Raw genomic sequence first — 21,893 nt, 5'->3', positions numbered from 1 at the left:
GGCTAGAGATTCGCCAACTCGTCCAGATCTGCGGGTGACTTGACGGCTCGCGTCGGAACCCCCCGAAGTTCGCGTTTGGCGATGCCCGTGAGAGTGCCCGCGGGCGGGAACTCCACGATCGCCGTGACATTGTTCTCACGCAGATACGCGGTGCACAGATCCCAGCGCACGGGCCGGGTCAGCTGCGAAACCAGAGTCTTCATCGCAGCTTCGGCGGAAGCGACCGGCTTTCCGTCGTAGTTGGACAGCAGCGTCGCGGTGGGCTCGGCGGTCGCGATGCCGGCCGCCGCCGCGGCGTAGCCGTCCAGGGCCGGCGCCATGAACTCGGTGTGGAACGCTCCGGCCACACCCAGCGCGCGCACCCGGGCCTTGGCCGGCGGGTCCTCGGCAAGCTTCTCCAGGGCGGTCAGCCGGCCGGCGGCGACGATCTGCCCGGCGGCGTTGCGGTTGGCGGGGACCAGGTCGAGCTGCTCGAGGCGGGTCAGCACCTCCGACTCGTCTCCGCCGAGTACCGCGGACATACCGGTGGGTTCGGCGGCACACGCCTTGGCCATCTCGGCGCCGCGGGTGGCGGCGAGCATGACGGCGTCGTCGGCGGCCATCACCCCGGCCATCGCGTAGGCGGCGATCTCACCGACGGAGTGGCCGGCGATGACGAAGTCCTGGCCGGACAGCAGGCCGCGCCTGGTCAGCTCCTGGTGAGCGAGCAGGGTGGCCGCGACGATCAGCGGTTGGGCGATCGCGGTGTCGGTGATCTCCTCGGTCGACGCGGTGGTGCCCAGCCGCGCCAGGTCCAGGCCACTGGCCGTGGACCACGCCGAAATCTGGTCTGCTGCGCCTGGCAGTTCCAGCCACGGCGACAGCATTCCCTCGGTCTGGGAGCCCTGTCCGGGTGCAAGCAAAGCGATCACGTGTCTAAGAGAACACTGTGAAGACGGATTTGCGGGGTGTAACAGATTATGAACCTCGTCTTAAGTTTTTGTATAGATCCCACAAAATAGCTCCGTAAGCTACATGTTTGAGATCAGGCCGCTACCTGTCATCTAAATCACTATCGGCCCGAAGTGGGCCCAGAACCGCCTCTGACCGGCGACGGAAGCTGTGGCACCGCCACGTTGGCGGCGTTGGACGGCTGCGTCGGGTAGTTGAGCTGGCCTACCGTCGCGGCCACCCGCAGCACGTACGCATCGCGTGGTTGCGTGGGATCACGACCGGTGAAATCGGTGATCCGCTTGAGCCGATACCGCACGGTGTTTGGATGAACGAACAACTTCCTGGCACAAGCCTCAATCGCGCCGCCCGAATCTAAGAAAGCGTCCAGGGTCTCGACGAGCGTCGGTCCGGCGTCGGCCAGCGGCCGCATCACGTCGGTGTGCAGTGCCACGATCGCCGACGCATCGCCCATCAAGGCGCGTTCGGGGAGCAGTTCCCGGGCCAGCACCGGGCGGGGGGCCCCGCGCCAGCCGGCGACCGCGTTCATCCCCGAAATGGCCTCGCTGGCGCTGTGATACGCCGCGGTGAGCATGGGAGCGGTCGGCCCGATCACCACCGGCTCATTGGCGAAGGCGACCAGCAGGTCCTTGAGGAACTTGTCGGTGAGCGACAGTTGACCGGAGACGATGGCCACCAGCCAGGTGCCGTGCACGTCGGTGAGCGCCGCCCGGCCGTGGCGGGCGGCGATATCGCGGAGGTCCTGGCTGGCCCGCCCGCTGCCGCCTTCGCCTTGCCCGTTGGAACCGGTGCGTCCGGGTGCCGGTGTTCCCACGATGACGGTGGCCGGTGCGGTGGTGTCCCAGTTCAGCGCGGCCGCCCGGGAAAGCAGTTCCGGGCCGGTGTCACCGCGGACCACCGCGTCCACCACGCTGGCCTCCATCCGGCTGTCCCACGCGCCACGTGCTTCGGCGGCGTCGGCGTATGCAGTGGCGGCGGTGAACGCCAGGTCGCGGCTGTACTTCAGGATCCCGACGGTCAGCGCGGTCAACTGCTCCTCGGTGCGGGCCAGCAGCGGCACCACTTCCTCGAAGAACTCCATGGTGACCCGCACCATGTCCACGGTGTCCCGTAGGGCGATGCGCCGGGTCAGGTCCTGAGGCACCAGTTCGAACGCCTTCGCGGTGTAGCTGACGTCGCTGTGCGGGTCCTGCATCCATTCGACGAAGTGGACCACCGCGGTCTGGACGACCAGCGCCACGCTGGCGCGCTGGGAGGCCTCCAGGTCGGTGAAGAACGGCAGCCGCTCCTGCATGGCGGAGACCGCTTCGGTCGCCAGCCGGCCCGAGTACTGCTTCAACCTGCGCAGCAGAGAATCGGGCACGGTGTCCAAAAGCTCGAGCGGTGAGCGGGGACGGCCCAGCTGCTGAGCGATCGTGTTGTCGTTCACTCCTAAAAGCTACGCCCCTTTTCTGTTGGAGTCTGCTAAAGGGGCCTCGGCTGCCTGGTCCGCGAGTGTGCGGCTGGCTTCACGCTCGGCGGCCGGAATTACGCCACGCCCGGGTCGGAGGTCTGCTCGGGGGCGGCCTGGACGTCGTCGATCTTGTACTGACGGGCGGCCGCGACGGCCACCGACGGGTCGATTTCGCCATCGCGGGCCAGCGCTTCCAGCACGGCGACCACCGTCGATTCGGCGTCGGTGTTGAAGTAGCGCCGTGCGGCGGGCCGGGTGTCGGAGAAGCCGAACCCGTCGGTACCCAACGTCACATAGGTGCCCGGCACCCACGGCCGGATCTGCTCGGGAACCGCGCGCATCCAGTCCGAGACGGCGACCACCGGGCCCCTGGCCTCCTTGAGAACCGTCGTCACATAGGCCTCACCCGCCGGCTTGTCGGGGTGGCGCAGCCGCTGCTTCTCCACTGCCACGCCGTCGCGGTTCAGCTCGCCCCAACTGGTCACCGACCACACGTCGGCGGCCACGTCCCACTCCTCGGCGAGCATCTCGGCCGCCTTCAACGCCGAGGGCATCCCGACCCCGGACACCAGGATCTGCGCAGTGAAGGAGCGCTTTTCCTTATCCTTTTCCGAGGCCGCGCGGTAGCGGTAGATGCCGCGCAGCAGCCCCTCGGGGTCGAAGTTCTCCGGCTCCGGCGGCTGGGGGTAGGGCTCGTTGTAGAGGGTGATGTAGAAGTAGACGTTCTCCGGGTTCTTGCCGAACATCCGGGCCAGGCCGCTTTCCACGATGTAGGCGATCTCGTAGGCGAACGCGGGGTCGTAGGACACCACGGCCGGATTGGTGGCCGCCAACAGCAGGGAATGCCCGTCGGCGTGCTGCAGGCCCTCGCCGACCAATGTGGTGCGTCCCGCGGTGGCACCCAACACGAACCCGCGGGCCATCTGGTCGGCAGCGGCCCACAGGCCGTCGCCGGTGCGCTGGAATCCGAACATCGAGTAGAAGATGTAGACCGGAATCATCGGCTCGTTGTGGGTGGCGTAGGAGGTGCCCACCGCGGTGAACGAGCCCACCGATCCGGCCTCGTTGATGCCCTCGTGCAGGATCTGCCCTTTTTGACTTTCCTTGTACGCCAACATCAATTCGGCGTCGACGGCGGTGTACAGCTGGCCGTTGCGGTTGTAGATCTTCAGCGACGGGAACCACGAGTCCATCCCGAAGGTGCGCGCCTCGTCGGGGATGATGGGGACGATACGGTGACCAATCTCCTTGTCCCGCAACAACTCTTTGAAGGTGCGCACCAGCGCCATGGTGGTGGCGACCTCTTGGTTGCCCGATCCCTTCTTGAGCACCTTGTACACGTCACTGCCGGGCAGCTTGAGCGTCTTGGCCTTGGTCCGGCGCTCGGGCAGGAACCCGCCCAGGGTGCGCCGCCGATCCAGCAGGTAGCGGATCTCCGGGGCGTCCGGGCCGGGATGATAGTACGGCGGCAGGTAGGGGTCCTCTTCCAGCTGCGCGTCGCTGATCGGGATCCGCATCGAGTCCCGGAACCGCTTGAGGTCTTCCAGCGCAAGCTTTTTCATCTGATGGGTGGCGTTGCGGCCCTGGAAGTGAGCGCCCAGCGAGTAACCCTTGATGGTCTTGGCCAGGATCACCGTCGGCTGTCCCTTGTGGGCGATGGCGGCGTGGTAGGCGGCGTAAACCTTGCGGTAGTCGTGCCCGCCGCGCTTGAGGTTCCAGATCTCCTGGTCGGTCATGTTCTGAACCAGCGCCTTGGTACGCGGGTCGCGGCCGAAGAAGTGGTCGCGCACATAGGCGCCGTCGTTGGCCTTGTAGGTCTGGTAGTCACCGTCGGGCGTGGTGTTCATCAGGTTCACCAACGCGCCGTCGCGGTCGGCGTGCAACAGGGCGTCCCACTCGCGGCCCCACACCACCTTGATGACGTTCCAGCCGGCGCCGCGGAAGAACGACTCCAGCTCCTGGATGATCTTGCCGTTGCCGCGCACCGGGCCGTCGAGGCGCTGCAGGTTGCAGTTGACCACGAAAGTCAGGTTGTCCAGGCCTTCCAGCGCGCCCACGTGGGCCAGCCCGCGGCTCTCCGGCTCGTCCATCTCGCCGTCGCCCAGGAAGCACCACACGTGCTGGTCGGAGGTGTCCTTGATGCCCCGGTCGTGCAGGTAGTGGTTGAACCGGGCCTGATAGATGGCATTGAGCGGGCCCAGGCCCATCGACACCGTGGGGAACTCCCAGAAGTCCGGCATCAGCCTCGGATGCGGGTAGGACGGCAATCCGCCGCCGGCGTGGCTGTGTTCCTGGCGGAAGCCATCAAGTCGGTCGGTGCTCAGGCGTCCTTCCAGGAAAGCCCGCGCGTAGATGCCCGGGGAGGCGTGCCCCTGGATGAACACCTGGTCGCCGCCGCCGGGATGCGACTTGCCGCGGAAGAAGTGGTTGAAGCCGACCTCGTAGAGCGCCGCTGAGGACGCATACGTCGAGATGTGGCCGCCGACGCCCACCCCCGGCCGCTGCGCCCGGTGCACCATGATCGCCGCGTTCCACCTGATCCAGGTGCGGTAGCGGCGCTCGACGTCCTCATCACCGGGAAACCACGGTTCCAGTTCGGTGGGGATGGTGTTGACGTAGTCGGTCGACGTCAGCGCGGGGATTGCGACCCGCTGCTCGCCGGCCCTCTCGAGCATTCGCAGCATCAGGTAGCGCGCACGCGCGGGCCCCGACCGCGCAAGCAGATCGTCGAAGGACTCCAGCCACTCCGAGGTTTCCTCGGGATCGATGTCGGGCAGATACGACGCCACACCTTCGCGGATCACCCTTACGCGATCGGGTTCGCTTGTGCTGCTTGAGTTTTTGGCCAGATCGTTGCGGGCGAACTCGGTGGTCAACTTCCGCTCCTGTAGATGGCAGGGGTGATGCTCGAGTGATCGTCCCTCTATCGTGCCGCACGGGCGTCCCCGGCGGGTACCCGTGTACCGGTCGGAGGTGCCACACCGAAGTCGGTGCTCGTGGGGCAGATGGGATCGCGACCCGGTAACGTCAGACCCCGTGCTCATCGGATGGCGTGCCGTCCCTCGCAGGCGCGTGGGGACCTTCCCCAGGCGAGGCGCCTTGGCTCTCGGGTCCATCGCCGTGGTGGCGATAGGGATTGTCGGCTGTACGAAGCTCACCGACGGAACCGGAGCGCCCGACACCAACGTCGCCCCCGCCTACCGGTCCTCGGTGTCGGCGTCGGTGTCGGCGTCGTCGGTGACCTCCAGCGTCCGGGAATCGCAGCGCATCGCCTCGGTGACCACCAGGGCCATCCGCACCTCGTGTGACGCACTGGCCACCACCAGCAAGGAAGCGATCGACAAGGTCAACGCGTTCGTCGCGGCCTTCAATAGCGGCAAGAACACCGGTCCCACCGAAGGTCCGGCCATCGACGCGCTCAACTCCAGCGCCAGCGCGGTGGAGAACAGCTACAGCGACGCGTTGCCCGGCCAGATGCGCGACGCGATGAACAGCTACAACGACGCTGCTCGGCAGGTTGCCAACGCGATCGGCACCCACGCCCCGACCGGCGAGTTCAACCGCCGCGTCGACCGGCTCAACGACGCCAAGACCAAGGCGTTGAAAATGTGCGTGGGCTAGCCGTATGAAGCTGGGTAGGCCTGTGCGACGATTACGTTCGTCGCTCTCGGTTGTCTTGCTCTTCGTTGTTTAGGAGGTTCCACTGTGGTCGCGGCGGATCACGCTCGCAAACTGGGCATCCAACGGGACCAAGTCGTCCAGGAGTGGGGCTGGGACGAGGACACCGACGACGATATCCGCGCCGATATCGAGGATGCCTGCGGCGGCGAGTTGCTTGACGAGGACACCGACGAGGTCGTCGACGTCGTCCTGCTGTGGTACCGGGACGGCGACGGAGACCTGGTGGACCTGTTGATGGACGCGATCAGCCCGCTGGCCGAGGACGGCGTCATCTGGGTGCTGACGCCCAAGACCGGCCGGCCCGGTCATGTGTTGCCCGCCGACATCGCGGAGGCCGCGCCGACGGCGGGGCTGATGCCGACGTCGTCGGTCAACCTGGGCAACTGGGCGGCCAGCAGGTTGGTGCAGCCGAAGTCGCGGACCGGTAAGCGCTAATGCTTGACGTCGGAGCCACCGCCCCCGACTTCACGCTGCGCGACCAGAACCAGCAGCCCGTCTCCCTGAGCAACTATCGCGGGGCCAAGAACGTGCTGCTGGTGTTCTTCCCGCTGGCGTTCACCGGGATCTGCCAGGGCGAGCTGGATGCGTTGCGCGACAACCTGCCGGAGTTCGAGAACGACGACCGCGCGGCGCTGGCCATCTCGGTGGGACCACCGCCCACCCACAAGATCTGGGCGGTGCAGAGCGGTTTCCTGTTTCCGGTGCTGTCGGACTTCTGGCCGCACGGTGCCGTGAGCCAGGCTTACGGGGTGTTCAACGACGCGGCCGGCATCTCCAACCGGGGCACCTTCGTGGTCGACAAGAGTGGGATCATCAGGTTCGCCGAGATGAAGCAGCCCGGTGAGGCTCGTGATCAGGGGGTGTGGCGGCAGGCGCTGGCCGCTTTGCAGGCCTGAGCGTTTTGAGGTGTGGAGGCCCGGGCGTGTAGCCTGCCCGGGGCATAAGGGCGCGTAGCTCAGTGGTAGAGCTCTGGTTTTACACACCAGCGGTCGGCGGTTCGATACCGTCCGCGCCCACTTTTGTGGTGGCGAGCAGACGCAAAATCGCCCATTTCGGTACCGAAATGAGGCGATTTTGCGTCTGCTCGCGGCGTCAGCGGGCGGCCGGGCCAGGCAAGGGCATCACCTAGCGCATGGTGGCGAGGTTGTGCCAGAGGTTGCGCAGGCTGTCGGTGCCGCCGAACAAAGTGGTGAAGTGCGTCGAGTCGATGAGCACGATGTCGCCGTCGCGCTCGCCGGCAGGTGGCATCCAGATCAGCGCGTTGAATTCGGTGTTGCCGTCGGCGGTGAAGGGGTGCGGGCGGTTGGGGTCAACGCGCTGTCGGCCCAGCACTCGCAGGCCGTCACTCTCGGGAGCCGTCAGCTTGTAGTGGGGCAGGTGGGGGTGGAAATTGAAGGTCGTGACGTTGTCGAGAAGCTTCACCTCGTCGAGGTCATGCGAGCCTGTCAGCGGCGCGATCTCTCGGGTGCCTTCGACGACGGCCGGCCGCAGACCCCACGTGTTATGGACCGGGACGCCGAGCGCGTTCATCAGCGAGCGGGTGTACTGGCCGAACCGCTGCTGGCGTGGCACCAGCGGATCGCCGTGGTGCGCATACTCCATCGCTCGTTGGTCGAAGTCGTCGGTGAAGCCGACGTCGTGGTGCGGTGCCAATAGCAGGCAGGTGCCCTCTCGCTGCAGCCACTGCGTGATCGCCGTGATCTCATCGGCGGTGGCCTGTTGTTCAGACAGGAGGTGGTCGAGGCCGAAGACCATCAGCGTGTCGGTGTCGTCGAGGATGCGCTCGTCGATCGGCAGCAGATAGCCGGCCTGATCGATGCGCTGGAAGACCGCCACGGGATGGCCGGTGACTTCTCCGGCCAGCGTCTGGAAGGCCAAGGTCGAACGGTGAAACAGTTCTAGGGTTCCGGCGATGCCCTGCAGGAAATGGGCTTGGTCGTACTCGACGGTCTCGTAATTCGGCCACAACGCATTTCGGACTTCTGTCATGGTGGAGAACCGGTTGTACAGTTCGGCGGGGTCGCGCTGAGCTTCCCAGGGATAGCTCCACGTCCAGTAGATGCTGATGCGTCTGCGGCCATCGTGGGCTCGGGCGATGTGGCTCTGGTTGTAGGTGCGTGGCCGTTCGCTCATGAAGTTTCTCCCAGTGTGGCCAGATACCCTAAGCCGCTGATCCCCGGCAGGAAGAAGTAAGCGCCGCCGCGCACGGTAGTGAAAGCTGGAATTCCCTTGTGCACCTTGCGGATCGGGCGTTTGGGCACGGTGAAGTCCAGCGTTCCGTCCTGTGTCCCGGCGATCGGGTCATGTTCGTTGCCGAGTTCGTGGAAGGTCCTGTCGTTGATCCAGACGTTCTGGGCGAACTCGAACTGCCGCACCAGGTCGGCGCAGATGATGAAGGCGGCGATGCCGCGTTCGGCGCCGTCGTCGGGCGTACCTTCCGGTAGCGCGGGACCATAGGTCGCGCCGCGGCGGATCATTCGGCGTCGATTCATGTAGTGGGCGGTGTCACGCGGGTTGAGCCGTCTGGCGTGCGAACCGAGTGGGCACGCATACCCGAACGGATCCATCTGCTGGTAGTTGAAGTCGTTGTTGCGCATCGGGTCTGCACCGAGCTCGGGATCGTCCTTGTCTGGCGTAAGGACGAGTGGCGCGCCACTTCGCCACCGGCCCATGAACTTCGCGGCGAGCAGCTCTTCCCCTTCGGGGGTCTCCGCGTTGTCCTTCAGGTAGTCGCGGAACAGCCCGACGTGCTCCTCGAGTCGGCGGTAGGCCATGTAACTGCCGTTTCGGGACAGGACGTCGGGTTGCGGCAGGCCAGAGACGGGGCCGTTCTCGTCGCGATAACCCAAGATGAACTCACCAGGCTCCAGGGGGTCGCCGGAGCCTGGCGTGGCCTCGTCACCGGAGCCCTTCATCACCGGCTGGGACAGCCGGTCCCGGAAGCCGAAGTGGTCGTGTGCGTAGTTGAAAGGCGGCGTTGCGTTGAGGTCGAGGTGCGACAGGCTGCGCACGCCGTCAGTGCGGGCAAGCAGGGCATCGTGGTTGGCGACGGACTGTTGGTACTGCTCGTCGGTGCGGGAGAACAGGATCGCGATGGCGTGCAGGTCATCTCCCGCGAGGCCGCCGAGCCAGTGTTCGGGCGCGGCGGCGCCGGTGTCGCCAAGGATGCCGGCGCGAGCGGCCATGCCCTCACGGAAGGCGTCGGGAAATGTCGCCAGTGACTCGTCCGGGACTCCGAGCGCACGCAGACCCTGCCACGTGAACGCAAGCGTTACCCACCGATCCGAACTGTCCATCGTCTGGCGGACATCTGCCGCGGACTGGACCTTGTCGAGCAGCGCGGCGAGCCAGGCGCGACCGCCGGCCGGGGTGTCGAAGGTGAGGAACTCATAGCGTCCGGTGATCGCCGGCGTGCGGGTCAGCAGGATATGCTGAATGTCGTCGCCTTCCAGCTCATCCGACATCAAAGTCATTGGTAATGGTGACCTTTCGTCCATGTCCAGGCCGCGATCCGCCAGCCTGTCGTCAGGCGACGAAGGGCGACGGTGAAGTGCGCGCCCGTCGGCGTGACCTGCGCCCCCTGGACGGCGTCATTGCATCTGGTCAAGCATGGTGGAAAACGAGGCCTTGAGCCGCAGCGCCTTCTTGATCTCGTCAGCAGTCACGTAGGGGTATTCACCGTATTCGAGGAAGCTCGGAACCTGGTGTTCGCGAACGAACTTCACGAATGCCTCGGGATTCTCCCTCCAGTCCTCCGGGAAGCCCTCGAGGTTGGTGAACACCGTGGTGATACCGGTCGCGCTGAACAGCTGGACAGCGTCCTCGGTGTACTTGTCGAAGTCGGTGTCGAAGATCCCCTGATACTGGAAGTGCAACCCCGAACCGACATCGAATAGCAGCCAGCGCAGGTAGTGCAGCCGCAGCGGTGCCAGCGCCTCCGGGGTCGCCGCGATCGTCTCCTCGATGGTCTTCCCGTACGCCCTGACGGCTTCCTCGCGCCCTTCCTTCACCTTGGCGATGATGGAGAAGCCGTAGCAGGCGGGTGTGCGGGGGAAGACAGGTCCGTAGCGGCCCCGCTCGAGGTCGAAGTATCCCTCCTTCGGGATTGCCATCGCGGCGGGCTTTGTCCAGTCATTACCGATTGTGCCCATCGTCCCCCTCGGCGCTCGGGGAGTCAGTCAAGCCATCGCCGGTTACGGCGATCCACTTCTGACTCAGGACCGACGCTACTACCGTCGTCCCGCCGGGCGGGCCGGATTGGCGGACACAAGCGACGGCCCAGCCGCGCCCACTGTTGTGGTGGCGAGCAGACGCAAAATCACCCATTTCCCTCTTTGTCTGGCTGGTTGTGAGTCAGTTGCTACCACGGCAGGGAGTGGGTGTGTCGGTTACAACGGGTTTTACGGCGGCTGAGATCGTTGAATTCGTTTATGCGTACCAGCGGCAACCGTATGGGCATAAGGCGTGTTGGCTGGCGGGTCAGGGCGTGACGTCGCACCAGTTGAGGCGGTGGCCCGCCAGTTGCCCAAGAGTGCCCCGGCGGGCGAGCGGTGGGACAACGGGTTAGCCTTGCCGTCTTAGAAGGTTGCTCCGACTTCAGTATCTGTCGCCGTGACCTCTGCGACATCGGCATTAGTCCTGTTGCATCCGGCGACAAGTTCTGCGCGCGTGTGGCGGGAGCTTGAGCCCATGCTGTCCGCCTATCACGAAGTACACACGCCGACGCTTTTAGGGCACCGTGGCGGGCCGGTGCCGCAGCGTCGCCCCGTAACGTCCAAAGACGTTGTTGACTCGGCGGAGGCTTACCTTGATGCGCATGGGTTTGACCGGCCTCACCTTGTTGGAAATTCCGGCGGCGGTTCAGCGGCGTCGAATTGGCCCGCCGTGGGCGGACAGCCTCCGTATGCGCTCTGTCGCCGGGCGGGCTCTGGCCGGACAATACCGGTGCAGCCGCTCGCCGGGTGCATCGACTGATTCGCGTCGGTGTTGTGACTATTCGCCTGCTAAATCCTTTGGCGCCGGTCCTGCTTAGATCGGCGACGGGTCGCCGTATCGTATTGCATAACATCGTGTGTCACGGCGAGCGGCTCAGCGCTGCGCGAGCCCACGAGCTGTACTTTGAAGACGCGAGGCCTGCACGGTCATGGATGACGCGGCGGGTTGGGACGATGCGGCTGAGCCCCTGGACCCATTGCCCTGTCCGATCACGTTGGCGTGGTCCGAAATCGACCGAATCGTCCCCGTCGAACCATACGGACGGTTGGCACGCGAATTGATGCCCGGCGCGACGTGGACTGTTCGGCCCGGCGTCGGTCATAACCCCATGTTTGACGATCCGGCGCTGGTCGCTCGGACGATCCCGGCTGTTACAGGTGGTGGTGGCAAGCCGAGCAGCGACGCGCCAACGACGCTCAGCTCGTCGGCTTTTACATCGGCATAGATGGACAGCGGCGCCCGGTCGTGGCCATGCCAGGCGGCGACGATGTGCGGCGGGTATGGCCGCAGGTTCGAGCCCCGCCCGGCCCAGTTGCGATCAGGCTTTAGCTGGCCCACGACACGGTCCGGAGTTGCCGACGCGAAGTGATCCCGAGCTTGACGAACACCTTCCTGAGGTGCCATTCGACGGTATGCGTGCTGATGAACAACTGCGCGCCGATCTCCTGATTCGTCAGCCCCTCCGCGGCCAGTCGTGCGATCTGTTCTTCCTGCGCCGTCAGCTCATCACCGGAGCGGAGCGGTTGTTTGCGCACTTTTCCACCGATGGCAGTGAGTTCCCGGCGGGCCCGTTCTGCGAAGGCGTTCGCGCCCATTCGGGTAAACATCGAATGGGCCTCGGTGAGGTGTCGACGTGCATCGAGTCGCCGGTTCACCCGGCGCAGCCACTCCCCGTAACGCAGATGCGTGCGCGCCAACTGTACGACGATGGTGGTGCGCTCCAAGCGTTCGATGGCTTCGGCGAAGAGACCCTCGGCGATCGCATCGTCGGCGATCAGGGCCCGCGCACTCGCTAAAACACCCAGACCCCAGTCGGTTCCGCTCGCGCCGGCGCGTACTGAGAGCTGACCTATGGCCGCTGCGGCCACCTCTTGTTCGCCAGTGTGTGCCGCGGCTTCGATCAGTTCGGTCAAGCACCACCCGTAGAAGCCGAGGTCTTCGTGTTCACACGCCCGGCGACCGGCGGCGAATGCCTCCTCGTATCGGCCGAGCCCGTTGTACAGCAGCACCGCGGCATACCCGGCCAAGCCGAACAGTCGGCCTTCGCCTCTGGCGGTTCCCTCTGCGGAGGCTGCCTCGATTAACCCTGCCGCATCTGGTGTTCCCCGCCAGGCGGCCAGCAGCAGTGCGTCGTATTTGAACGGCGTATAGCCGGTTGATGCGGTGATCGAGGCTGCCTCTTCGATAAGCGTTGCTGCCGAGGCGAATTCGCCTGCTAATACGTGGGCCCTCGCCCGGTATGCGAGCGCCCGCGGAAGGACAGCCAGCGCACCGGCGTCACGAGCGTGCCCGACGATGTCGGTGGCCAGTTGCCGGTAGATCGCGTCGTCCCATATTTCGGCCGCGAAGGACTCCTGCACGACTGGGAAGGCCAGCGACATCCAGCGCAGCGCCTGGCTGTCGTTCTGCTCCGTTTGCGTGCAGATGAGCTCCATTGCTGTACGCAGCAGGGCGCCACCGCCGTCGACACCACTCGTGATTCGGTTGGTCACGCCGCTCAACAGCAGATCCATCGGTTGTTGCAGCTTCGGCACCCGGTCAACCGCAGCGCGGGCAGTCTCGGCGGCCTTTGCCATCGCGTCGAGTTCGCCGAGTCGCCCGGCGTACATGGCTGCGGCAAGGGCCTCGAGATGGGTCTCCCGGGCCAGCTCGTCGTCAAAGGTTTCCAGGCTCTTGGCGGCGCTAAGCAACTGCGATGCGGAATCGGCAAGTCGGGGCGCACCGGTACCGCCGCCGCGGCTGCGAGCGAAGTCCATCTGGGCACGCAATCGAGCCACTTGGGCGCGCTGAAGATGGGACAGCGGGCCTAATTCGGCGACTGCGAGGAGGTCGTACGCAGCCTCGGTGGCTGCCGCATCGGCTTTGGCCTGCGCCGCAGCAATGGCTCTCGAACCGCGCCGGCCCGGATCCGATGTCAGCGCGGTTGCGCGCTCCAAGAAAGCTGCCGCCGCGGCGATGCCGCCCCTGCTCTGCGCACGGCCCGCGGAGGCTTCTAGTTCGGCGGCCACCGCATCATCGGGTCCCGCCGAGCCGCTCGCGGCGTGCCAGGCCCGACGGTCGGGGTCGGACTGCGGATCCGTCGCGTCGGCCAATGCGCGATGTACAGCCCTGCGTTCAGACAGATCCGCGGCGCGGTAGGCCGCTGACCGCATCAACGGGTGGTGAAAGCGCATGCGCGGACCGAATTCGATCAATCCGTCGGTTTGTGCCGGCGCGAGCGCGTCGACCGGGATGCCCAAATTGGCTGCCGCACGAAGAAACAACGCAGCATCGCCGACTGGCTCGGCCGCGGCGACAAGCAGCAATCGTTGAGTGTCGGCCGGAAGGGACTGGATTCGTTGCACAAAACTTTCCTCCAGCTGTCCCGCCGAACGGTGCGCAGTCAGATTCCCGAAGCCGCCGGCAAGCTCTGCCGCGGACAGGTTTCGCGGCATCTCGAGCAGTGCCAACGGAATGCCCCGCGTCTCAGCGACAATGCGGTCTCGCACCCGCTCGTCGATCCGCGCAGGCATGACCGAGTCCAGCAGATCCCGAGCCTCGCGGTCAGCCAGGCCGGTTATCGCGAGTTCCGGCAGGCCGGCCAACGGCGATGCGCCGCCATCGCGGACCGCAAAGATCAACGCGACGGGCTCGGCCAAGAGACGCCGCGCGACGAAGGCGAGTGTCTGCACCGATACCTGGTCGAGCCACTGCGCATCATCGATGATGCAGAGCAGGGGTTGGTCGTTGGCGGCGGCGGTCATCAGGCTCAACACTGCCAATCCGACCAGGAAACGGTCGGGTGCCGGTCCCACACCGCGGCCAAAAGCGACGTTCAGTGCCTCGCGCTGCGGTAGGGGCAACTCATCGAATCGATCTATCAGCGGGGCGCATAGCTGCTGCAGGCCGGCGAATGCGAGCTCCATGTCCGACTCCACGCCTGCCACCTGGACACAGCGGAACCTGGTTGCGAGCTCTGACACGTACGTCAGCAAGGCGGTTTTGCCGACCCCCGCTTCGCCACGAATAACCAGCACTTGATGGCTGCCCGATAGCACGGTCGCGACCATGCCGCGCAGCGTCCCGCATTCGGCGGCGCGACCGCGCAGACGTTGTTCCTGACCTTGGCTCGACATAGTCACCACCGCGTCTGGTCCCAGTGCCCCTCACCCGGTTTGCTGTTCGCCAATGGCAGCTGGTCCGCACCTGATGCTAGCGAGCGCTTCGGCTGGGGTCGACCGTTGCGGCCCGCAATGGTCGACCCGAGCTCTAACCCTGGATGAACGTTACGGTCTCGTCGAGCGGCGCCCGCCCTGTACGCGCGTAACCAATTGTCGGGTCCTCGTACCCAATCGACATGCCGCAGAAGAGGATGCGCTCGTCGGGGGGTGACACGACCTCTGCTACGGACTTGCGGGTCTGCGACCACGCCATCTGCGGGCAACTGTGCAATCCCTCGGCGCGCAGCAGCAGCATCACGGTTTGCAGATACATGCCGAGGTCTGCCCATTGGGGAAGGCCCATATCGCGATCGATGTAGCAGAACAGGGCGGCGGGCGCGCCGAAACAGTCCCAGTTAGCGATCGCGGCCCGCTGACGAGCCTCCAAGTCCTCGCGTGCAATGCCGAGCGCGCCGTAGCGCTGCTTGGCAAAGGCCGCCCGGCGTTCACGATAGGGCGACTTCAAATCCATTGGGTACATTTCGAACTCGCGCTCGTCCCAGGGGTCGCCGGCCCCCACGCGATGCACTGCGAGCGCTTTGATCTGCTCCAGCGGCGCACCGGTCAGAACGTAGATGTGCCACGGTTGGAGGTTAGAGCCTGACGGGGACCAGGCCGCGGCGGAAAGTACACGCTTCAGCACCTCTTTCGGGACGGGTTGATCGGTGAACCCGCGCACTGCTCGTCGGCTCGTGACCGCTTCGTAAACGTCCATGGTCGGCATCGTTTCGACTATCTCTTCGCGGCCGTTTCGAGAATCCAGTCCTCCAACCTCGTTTCGAAAAGAATCGCGCCGTCACCGGGAACGAGCGTGCGCTCTTCAATTTCGGCGTACCAATAGCGCGCGGCGGGATCGACGATAACCTCCCGGCTATCTCCGTGGGCGGTCAATACCGTGTAAACGAGATCGGGCATGCGATACGCCTGGGGCCCGCCAACTTCGCTGATGCCGTTCACCGGGTCACGGACCGCTGCGAAAGCAACCGCTTCGGCGACGTCGGCCGCGGCCATTGGCTGGATAAGGGCCGAGGGCAGGCGCACCGTGGTCCCTTCGGTCGCGGAGTCGGCAATGAAGTTGAGAAACTCATAGAACTGCGTTGCGTGCACGATCGAATAGGGAATGGGCCCCGCGGTGATGAGATCTTCCTGCGCCTGCTTCGCCCGAAAGTAACCGCTCTGCGGCGCAAGAAAATCAGTGCCCACCACGGACAGCGCAACATGATGCGTCACACCGGCTTCGGCCTCGGCAGCCAGTAAGTTCGTCGTTGACCTGGTGAAGAATTCCATCGCTGCGGCGTCCTCGAACGACGGAGAGTTCGACACGTCGGCGACCACTGACGCGCCGGCCAGCGCGCCGGACAAACCCTCGCCGGTCACGGCGTTCACACCCGTCGAGGGAGCTGCAGCGACGGCATCATGACCGCGTTCGGCCAAGGCCTGCACGACTTTTGACCCAATCAGGCCAGTTCCTCCAATGACAACGATTCTCATTTTGAGCCTTCCTCGACGGTGCGCACGAGGCGCATGTACAGACAGTTGTTCAACGTTGAGTCAGTACTGCCAGACAGCGGGTACGCACCGAAACACGTTGCCGGCGGCTGCCACCCGGCAGACGGAGGGGAATGGCAGGTGGGTGGCAACGAGAGACTCGCCGGTCGCCGCGATCTCCTGCAACAGACGGACCCGTACGCGCGCCGCCTCCTCGGGGTCGTGTTCGAAGCCGTTCTGCCACTCCGGTTGGTCGAACCCGACCTGGAACACGGCGTCGCCGGCGAATGTCAGTCGGTCGCCGCCGGAAGCCAGACGGACCACGCTGTGCCCGGGGGTGTGGCCGCCGGTGCGGCAGACGACAACTCCCGGTGCCACCTCGTACTCGGTTTCGAACGGTTGCAGGTGGCTGTGGTACTCGTCCAAGAACCGCGAGGCCGCCGATCGAAGCGCCTCCGGTATCCCCGGCGGCATGGAGGTGCGGGAGAAATCGGGCGCCGCCCAGAATTCGGCCTCGGCGGTCGCGAGGTGGACTCGCAGGTCTGGCCGTATTCGGGTTTTCAGTCCGTCTGTGAGCAGCCCACCGATGTGGTCCATGTGTAAGTGGGTCAGCACCACGTCGGTCACGGACGCGGGATCGATACCCGCGGCCTCCAGTCGGTGGACGGTCTGCCCGGCTCGCGGGAAGTCCGGGAACTCTACTCCCAGCCCAGCGTCCACGAGTATGGTCCGGTCGCCGCTACGTACCACGACCACGTTGAGCGGCCAGTCGAGAAGGTCCGACGGCAAAAACATGTCGTCCAACCAGCTCGCCAGATCGGCGGAGTCGGCGTTGGTGGCCATCGTCGCGGTTGGTATCGGTAGCACCCCGTCGCTGATCACCACCACCTCGATGTTGCCGACCTGCACCGCGTAGCGCGACGGGACCAACTCGTCGAGCGCCGGCCTACCAAGATGCGAAATGTTGTCCAAGCTCATGTTCTTCTCCGTTGAACCGTTTCTGGATGCGTTTCCGGTCCAGATCAGCCTCGCGGACCGGACGATGAAGCGAACCCTTGAAAGGCCGTAGTCCGGGATCCGTGGCCGACCCCGGGCGAAAGAGTTGAGCCGGGGCCGATGGCAATCACGCGCAGATGGTGTGTTGATCGCGCCGACGACGTTTGCCCTCGCGCAAGCGCCGTAACGATGCCGTCCGCGCCCACTGTTGCTCGCGGCGTTAGCGGGTGTCGAATGCCAACGGAAGCGTGGTTGGTCCGGATATGCCGGTCATCGGCTTCCATGGCGCCGCGCCGGTGCAGCGGACGTTGGCCATCCGGGCGGTGATCACGCGCAGCGCTTCGGCCATCTCGAGACGGGCCAGGTGTGCGCCGAGGCAGTAATGCATGCCACCTCCGAAGGACAGCATCGCCGGCGCCTCCCGACGCGTGATGTCGAGCCGCTCCGGCCGGTCGTATACGGCCGGATCCCGGTTTGCCGCAGCGGTATTGGCGATGACCAACGAACCCGCGGGGAATTGCACGCCGGCGAGTTCGACATCCACCGCGGCCTTGCGCAGTGCTCCCAGGACGATCGGCGAATGCCGCATCAGTTCTTCGACGGCCTGCGGCGCCAATTCCGGATGTTCGGCGACTAACTCCCACTGCTCAGGGTGTGCGGCCAACGTCTGCACGGCCGCGGCCAATTGGTTGCGGGTGGTGTCGGTGCCGGCGTTGAGCAGGAGGACGGCGAGGTTGACCAGCTCCTCGTGGCTCAACCGGTCGCCGTTGTCCTCGACGCGGATCAACTCGGAAATCAAGTCGTCGCTCAGCGACCGGCGACGCGTGGCGATCAGCTCCTCGACATAACCCTCTAAACCCGCCCACGCCCGAAGGATCAACGACTCGTTCTCGGCGACACTGCAGCCGAACGCCTTACTGATGTCGGTAGCCCAGGCCGAGAACAGGTGCCAGTCCTCACGGGGGGCACCGAGCAGGGCGCAGATGATCGGAATGGGGTAGGGATCGGCGATGTCGGCGACGAAGTCGCAGCGGCCGGTTCCGGCGTGCCGGTCGACGAGTTCGGTGATGACCTCCACACACGCACCGCGCATCCGTTCGGCCGCGCGCGGAGTGAAGGATCGTGCGACGAGACGGCGCAGCCGCTGATGCTGGGTGCCGTCGATGCTGACCAACAGCTTGGTGACCCGGTCCCAGATCGGGCCGGCCACGATGCCCTGCACGGCCAAGGTCATTCCCTGCGGAATGAGCAATCGGGAGTCGCGCAGGATTGTGCGGACCAGGTCGTAACGGAGGACCTCGGGCCCGTAGGGTCCGAGCGCGAGCGGCCCTTGCTCTTGAGCCTCGGCGAGGAGTGCACGGAGTTCGTCGCGGCCGGTGTCCACGGTGTAGGCGAGGGTGGGCAGTGCGATGTCGATGGTCATGACTTGACTATTCGTTTTCGACGGCACGCAATCATCGGGCTTACTGCTTAATTCCGCCCGGTCCGGACGCGTACGTACGCATGCCCAGACCGAAAACATCGGCGATTTCGCTGATGCGATGTGACGCAGGTCACCCCATTCTGGCTAGCATGAGCGAAACAAGCTGGAGCGACGTGGCCATGAGCGAGCTTCCGACCGGAACCGTGACGTTGCTGCTCGCTGACGTGGAGGGTTCGACCCGGCTTTGGGAGAGCCAACCCGAGGTGATGAAGGCGGCCGTCGCGCGCCTCGACGCGGCACTGTCGGACGCCGTCACCAACCACAATGGAGTGCGGCCGGTCGAGCAAGGCGAGGGTGACAGCTTCGTGATCGCATTCGCTCGCGCCGTCGACGCCGTCGGCTGCGCCCTGGCCTTACAACACGCGCCGTTGGCACCGATCAAGCTGCGCATCGGAATACACACCGGCGACATTCAATTGCGCGACGAAGGCAACTACATCGGTCCGACGATCAACCGCACCGCCCGGCTACGTGATCTGGCCCATGGCGGACAGACTGTGCTTTCGGGTGCGACGGAACCCCTTGTCGTCGACCAGCTTCTGCCCGAGGTCACGCTGAGAGACCTGGGCACCCACCCGCTTCGTGACCTGCCCCGCCCCGAACGAGTCATTCAGCTCTGCCATCCGGATCTGCGCAACGATTTCCCGCCCTTGCGCGTCGCCAATGCTGTTGCGGCCGAGCACCTGCCGGTACACCTGACCAGTTTCGTCGGGCGCCAGCGGGAGATCGAAGGTATCCGCGAGGCGCTCGGCGACAACCGGCTCGTCACACTGACCGGAGCGGGCGGCGCGGGCAAGACGCGGCTCGCAGTGCAGGTCGCCGCCGGCGTGGCCGCCGAATATGCCGACGGCGTCTGGTACGTCGATCTGGCGCCGATCACCGATCCGGACGTGGTGCCGATGACGGTCGCACGCGCACTGGGCCTGCCCGACCAACCCGACCAACCGATGATTGACACCGTGGGGCGGTTCCTCCGTGGTCGCCGGCTGCTCCTGCTGCTGGACAACTGCGAACATCTGCTTGACGCCACCGCCGAGCTGATCACCGCTCTGTTGGCCCGGAGCCCGGCGCTGACCTTGCTGACGACCAGCCGCGAGCCCATCGGCGTAGCCGGCGAGGTGAGCTGGCGGGTGCCCTCACTGTCGCTCGCCGACGAAGCGATCGAGTTGTTCACCGATCGCGCACGTCGCACCAAGCCCGATTTCCGCCTCACCTCAGATAACGCCGAGACCGTTATGGAAATCTGCCGCAGGCTCGACGGGCTGCCGTTGGCCATCGAGCTCGCTGCGGCGCGGATCCGCGCGCTGTCACCCACCGAGTTGCTCACCAGCCTGCACGACACCTTCCGATTGCTCACCGGCGGAGCGCGTACTTCGGTGCGCCGCCAACAGACACTGCGCGCATCCGTGGACTGGTCCCACGCCCTATTGAGCGAGCCCGAGCAGGTGCTGTTCCGCCAATTGGCCGTGTTCTATGGCGGATTCGACCTCGATGCCGCAGTGGCCGTCGCCGGGGGCGGAGCGGAGCGCTACCAGGTGCTCGACCAGCTCACACTGCTCGTCGACAAGTCGCTCGTCGTCGCCGATGACACCCCTTACGGCACTCGCTACCGGCTGCTCGAGACTGTCCGTCAGTACGCACAGGAAAAGCTGCACGAGTCGCGGGAGGGCGACGATATCCGCACCCGCCATCGTGACCACTACGCCGCGATGGCCGCTCTGCTCGACGCCCAAGTCGGTGCGGAGCACGATCGGCGCATCAAACAGGCAGAAATCGAACTCGACAACCTGCGTGCGGCATTCTCCTGGAGCCGGGAAATCTCAGACACCGATTCGGCAATGCGACTGGGTTCTTCGCTGCTCCCGCTATGGCTGTCGCATGGCCTCATGCAGGAAGGGTGGAACTGGCTGAGCGCGGCGCTCGCGGACATAGACAACGTCGGCAGCGAGGCGCGGGAGACCTGGGTCAGGGCGTCGGTGGCCAAGGCCCTACTGGAGTCCTTCCGCGCCATGACCATCGATCGCGATGAAGCCGAACGAACTCTCGCGGCGGCGCGAAGAATGGGTGACCCCGCGCTGACGGCGCGTGCGCTGACCGCCTGTGGTTGTCGTGCCGCCGACGACCGCGCATCGTCCGTCGCCTACTTCACCGAGGCGGCGGACCTCGCCCGCACCTGCGGCGACTCATGGTGGCTGGTACAGACCCTGGCACTGGAGGCGTCGTTCGGACTGCTGTTCGGCGACCCGGTCGGGGTACCGGCGGCCGCCGCGGAGGGTTTGGAAATTGCCGTGGCAATCGGCGACACGTTCGTGGCTCGGCAGTGCCGCTATATCTTGTGCTGGGCGCAGGTGCTGCACGGTGAGCTGACCGCGGCGACCAGCGCGCTTAGTGACGTCGACGAGGAGTGCATCGCGGCCGGCGACGCCTTGTACGCGATGATTTCGTCGTCGTTGCGAGCCATGGCGCTTGCCTACCAGGGCCAGATTGCGTCCGCTCGGACAGCGGCCGAAATCGCCTTCCAGCGCCTAGCCGACATGTTCGACGCCTACACGGGAATCGTCTACGCAGCATCGGCATTCGTGCACCTCGCCGCGGGCGATGCGGCCGAGTCGTGCGAGCTGTGGGAGGCGGCGCGCGAGCGCACCAGGATGGACCCGCAGTTGGCGGCGATGCACCTGTGGGCGGCGTTGGCGCCCTTGGCGTGCGGTGACATTGCCGCGGCCCGCCGTTGGGCCGATGAGGTCGTGTCCGCAACGAGTGGTTGGAGCTACGCGGCGGCCTTGCTGGCCCGCGCTCGGGTCGAGATGGTGCAGGGCGCGTTCGACGCCGCCGAGCGCGACGCCTACGAAGGCCTCGACCTGGCGGGGCGTCTTCAGGGCGACCTTCTCGTTCCCGTCGCTCTCGACTGCCTGGCCACCACGGCGGCCAGGGCGGACAGCCTTGTGTTGGCCACGCGGCTGTTCGGGGCATCGGACGCGGCGTACCGGCGCATGGGCATGGTGCGCTTCAAGGTCCTCGAGGCTGACGACCAGGCGACGCTGGCCTCGTTGCGAAAATCCTTGGGAGACAACAATTTCGAAGCAGCAAGGATCGAGGGTGCAGCGCTGTCGAACGAGGATGCCGTTGCCTACGCGTTGCGCGGGCGCGGGGAACGCAAGCGCGCCAGCAGCGGCTGGGGTTCGCTGACCCGCGCGGAGCTGGACGTGGCGAAGCTGATCGGTGAGGGGTTGGGTAATAAGGACATCGCCGCGCGGCTGTTCATCTCACCGCGGACAGTGCAGGCGCACCTGACCCACATTTACACCAAGCTGGCGTTTACCTCGCGGGTGCAGCTCGCGCAGGAAGCCGCACGGCACGTCAGCTAGCGACGGAAGAGCAGACGGCCATCGCCGCCACCGTAATCCCTCAGACGTAGTGTCCCTATGAC

Annotated in this window: 17 protein-coding genes and 1 tRNA gene; 7 read left to right on the top strand and 11 right to left on the bottom strand. The window is 65.6% G+C overall.

Features of this window, described 5'->3' with window-relative positions:
- Positions 1 to 2: 2 nt before the first annotated feature.
- The 3 genes from AC5Y7D_RS00460 to aceE form a co-directional block, all read right to left on the bottom strand.
- Positions 3 to 911 carry an ACP S-malonyltransferase gene (locus tag AC5Y7D_RS00460; protein ID WP_499920449.1) on the bottom strand — a complete coding sequence of 303 codons (909 nt, stop codon included), beginning with the start codon at positions 909 to 911 and terminating at the stop codon, positions 3 to 5.
- A 140-nt stretch (positions 912 to 1,051) separates the two neighbouring features.
- On the bottom strand, positions 1,052 to 2,365 hold the full coding sequence (locus AC5Y7D_RS00455; protein WP_499920929.1) for a PucR family transcriptional regulator: 1,314 nt from the start codon (positions 2,363 to 2,365) through the stop codon (positions 1,052 to 1,054).
- Positions 2,366 to 2,478: 113 nt separating this feature from the next.
- Positions 2,479 to 5,280, bottom strand: coding sequence for a pyruvate dehydrogenase (acetyl-transferring), homodimeric type (aceE, locus tag AC5Y7D_RS00450; RefSeq protein ID WP_499920447.1), 2,802 nt, complete (start codon positions 5,278 to 5,280; stop codon positions 2,479 to 2,481).
- 160 nt (positions 5,281 to 5,440) lie between these two features.
- Here aceE and AC5Y7D_RS00445 point away from each other — a divergent pair, with 160 nt between their 5' ends.
- The 4 genes from AC5Y7D_RS00445 (at position 5,441) to AC5Y7D_RS00430 (ending at position 7,101) form a co-directional block, all read left to right on the top strand.
- Positions 5,441 to 6,025, top strand: coding sequence for an Rv2240c family protein (locus tag AC5Y7D_RS00445; RefSeq protein ID WP_499920445.1), 585 nt, complete (start codon positions 5,441 to 5,443; stop codon positions 6,023 to 6,025).
- Between the two features lie 84 nt (positions 6,026 to 6,109).
- A complete protein-coding gene (locus AC5Y7D_RS00440; protein ID WP_499920443.1) occupies positions 6,110 to 6,520 on the top strand; it encodes a DUF3052 domain-containing protein in 411 nt (136 codons plus the stop codon).
- Entirely contained in the window at positions 6,520 to 6,981 is a 462-nt protein-coding gene (locus AC5Y7D_RS00435) for a peroxiredoxin (protein ID WP_499920441.1), read from the top strand. The genes AC5Y7D_RS00440 and AC5Y7D_RS00435 overlap by 1 nt, the downstream gene beginning before the upstream one ends.
- Before the next feature lie 48 nt (positions 6,982 to 7,029).
- Positions 7,030 to 7,101: transfer RNA gene (locus AC5Y7D_RS00430), tRNA-Val, on the top strand.
- Positions 7,102 to 7,210: 109 nt separating this feature from the next.
- On the opposite strand, the gene AC5Y7D_RS00425 is transcribed toward AC5Y7D_RS00430, so the two are convergent.
- From AC5Y7D_RS00425 to AC5Y7D_RS00415, 3 genes are all read right to left on the bottom strand, one after another.
- Positions 7,211 to 8,218: a hypothetical protein gene (locus AC5Y7D_RS00425; RefSeq protein WP_499920439.1), complete on the bottom strand. Its 1,008-nt coding sequence runs from the start codon at positions 8,216 to 8,218 to the stop codon at positions 7,211 to 7,213.
- Complete coding sequence (locus AC5Y7D_RS00420; RefSeq protein WP_499920437.1) at positions 8,215 to 9,558, bottom strand: Dyp-type peroxidase; 1,344 nt, start codon at positions 9,556 to 9,558, stop codon at positions 8,215 to 8,217. The genes AC5Y7D_RS00425 and AC5Y7D_RS00420 overlap by 4 nt, the downstream gene beginning before the upstream one ends.
- Before the next feature lie 117 nt (positions 9,559 to 9,675).
- Complete coding sequence (locus tag AC5Y7D_RS00415; protein ID WP_499920435.1) at positions 9,676 to 10,236, bottom strand: hypothetical protein; 561 nt, start codon at positions 10,234 to 10,236, stop codon at positions 9,676 to 9,678.
- 538 nt (positions 10,237 to 10,774) lie between these two features.
- On the opposite strand from AC5Y7D_RS00415, the gene AC5Y7D_RS00410 reads away from it, so the two are divergent.
- A complete protein-coding gene (locus tag AC5Y7D_RS00410) occupies positions 10,775 to 11,059 on the top strand; it encodes an alpha/beta fold hydrolase (protein WP_499920433.1) in 285 nt (94 codons plus the stop codon).
- A 169-nt stretch (positions 11,060 to 11,228) separates the two neighbouring features.
- Positions 11,229 to 11,525, top strand: coding sequence for an alpha/beta fold hydrolase (locus tag AC5Y7D_RS00405; RefSeq protein ID WP_499920431.1), 297 nt, complete (start codon positions 11,229 to 11,231; stop codon positions 11,523 to 11,525).
- 100 nt (positions 11,526 to 11,625) lie between these two features.
- Here AC5Y7D_RS00405 and AC5Y7D_RS00400 read toward each other — a convergent pair whose 3' ends face one another.
- The 5 genes from AC5Y7D_RS00400 to AC5Y7D_RS00380 all read right to left on the bottom strand — a co-directional run bounded on the left by AC5Y7D_RS00400 (position 11,626) and on the right by AC5Y7D_RS00380 (position 18,406).
- Positions 11,626 to 14,415 (bottom strand): helix-turn-helix transcriptional regulator, encoded by a 2,790-nt coding sequence (locus AC5Y7D_RS00400; protein ID WP_499920429.1) that lies wholly within the window; start codon positions 14,413 to 14,415, stop codon positions 11,626 to 11,628.
- 133 nt (positions 14,416 to 14,548) lie between these two features.
- The gene (locus AC5Y7D_RS00395) at positions 14,549 to 15,214 is read right to left on the bottom strand and encodes a nitroreductase (RefSeq protein ID WP_499920927.1); all 666 of its coding nucleotides are present in this window, start codon (positions 15,212 to 15,214) and stop codon (positions 14,549 to 14,551) included.
- 17 nt (positions 15,215 to 15,231) lie between these two features.
- A complete protein-coding gene (locus AC5Y7D_RS00390) occupies positions 15,232 to 15,990 on the bottom strand; it encodes an SDR family oxidoreductase (RefSeq protein WP_499920427.1) in 759 nt (252 codons plus the stop codon).
- A 60-nt stretch (positions 15,991 to 16,050) separates the two neighbouring features.
- Positions 16,051 to 16,965 (bottom strand): MBL fold metallo-hydrolase, encoded by a 915-nt coding sequence (locus tag AC5Y7D_RS00385; protein WP_499920425.1) that lies wholly within the window; start codon positions 16,963 to 16,965, stop codon positions 16,051 to 16,053.
- A gap of 238 nt (positions 16,966 to 17,203) precedes the next feature.
- Complete coding sequence (locus tag AC5Y7D_RS00380; RefSeq protein ID WP_499920423.1) at positions 17,204 to 18,406, bottom strand: cytochrome P450; 1,203 nt, start codon at positions 18,404 to 18,406, stop codon at positions 17,204 to 17,206.
- Positions 18,407 to 18,555: 149 nt separating this feature from the next.
- Here AC5Y7D_RS00380 and AC5Y7D_RS00375 point away from each other — a divergent pair, with 149 nt between their 5' ends.
- Entirely contained in the window at positions 18,556 to 21,831 is a 3,276-nt protein-coding gene (locus AC5Y7D_RS00375; protein WP_499920421.1) for a LuxR family transcriptional regulator, read from the top strand.
- The last annotated feature ends 62 nt before the right edge of the window (positions 21,832 to 21,893 follow it).

It is taken from the genome of Mycobacterium sp. NGS49 (genome assembly GCF_059812565.1).
Note: the sequence above shows the minus strand (reverse complement) of the source record. Positions and strands in the feature narration are given on the sequence as shown.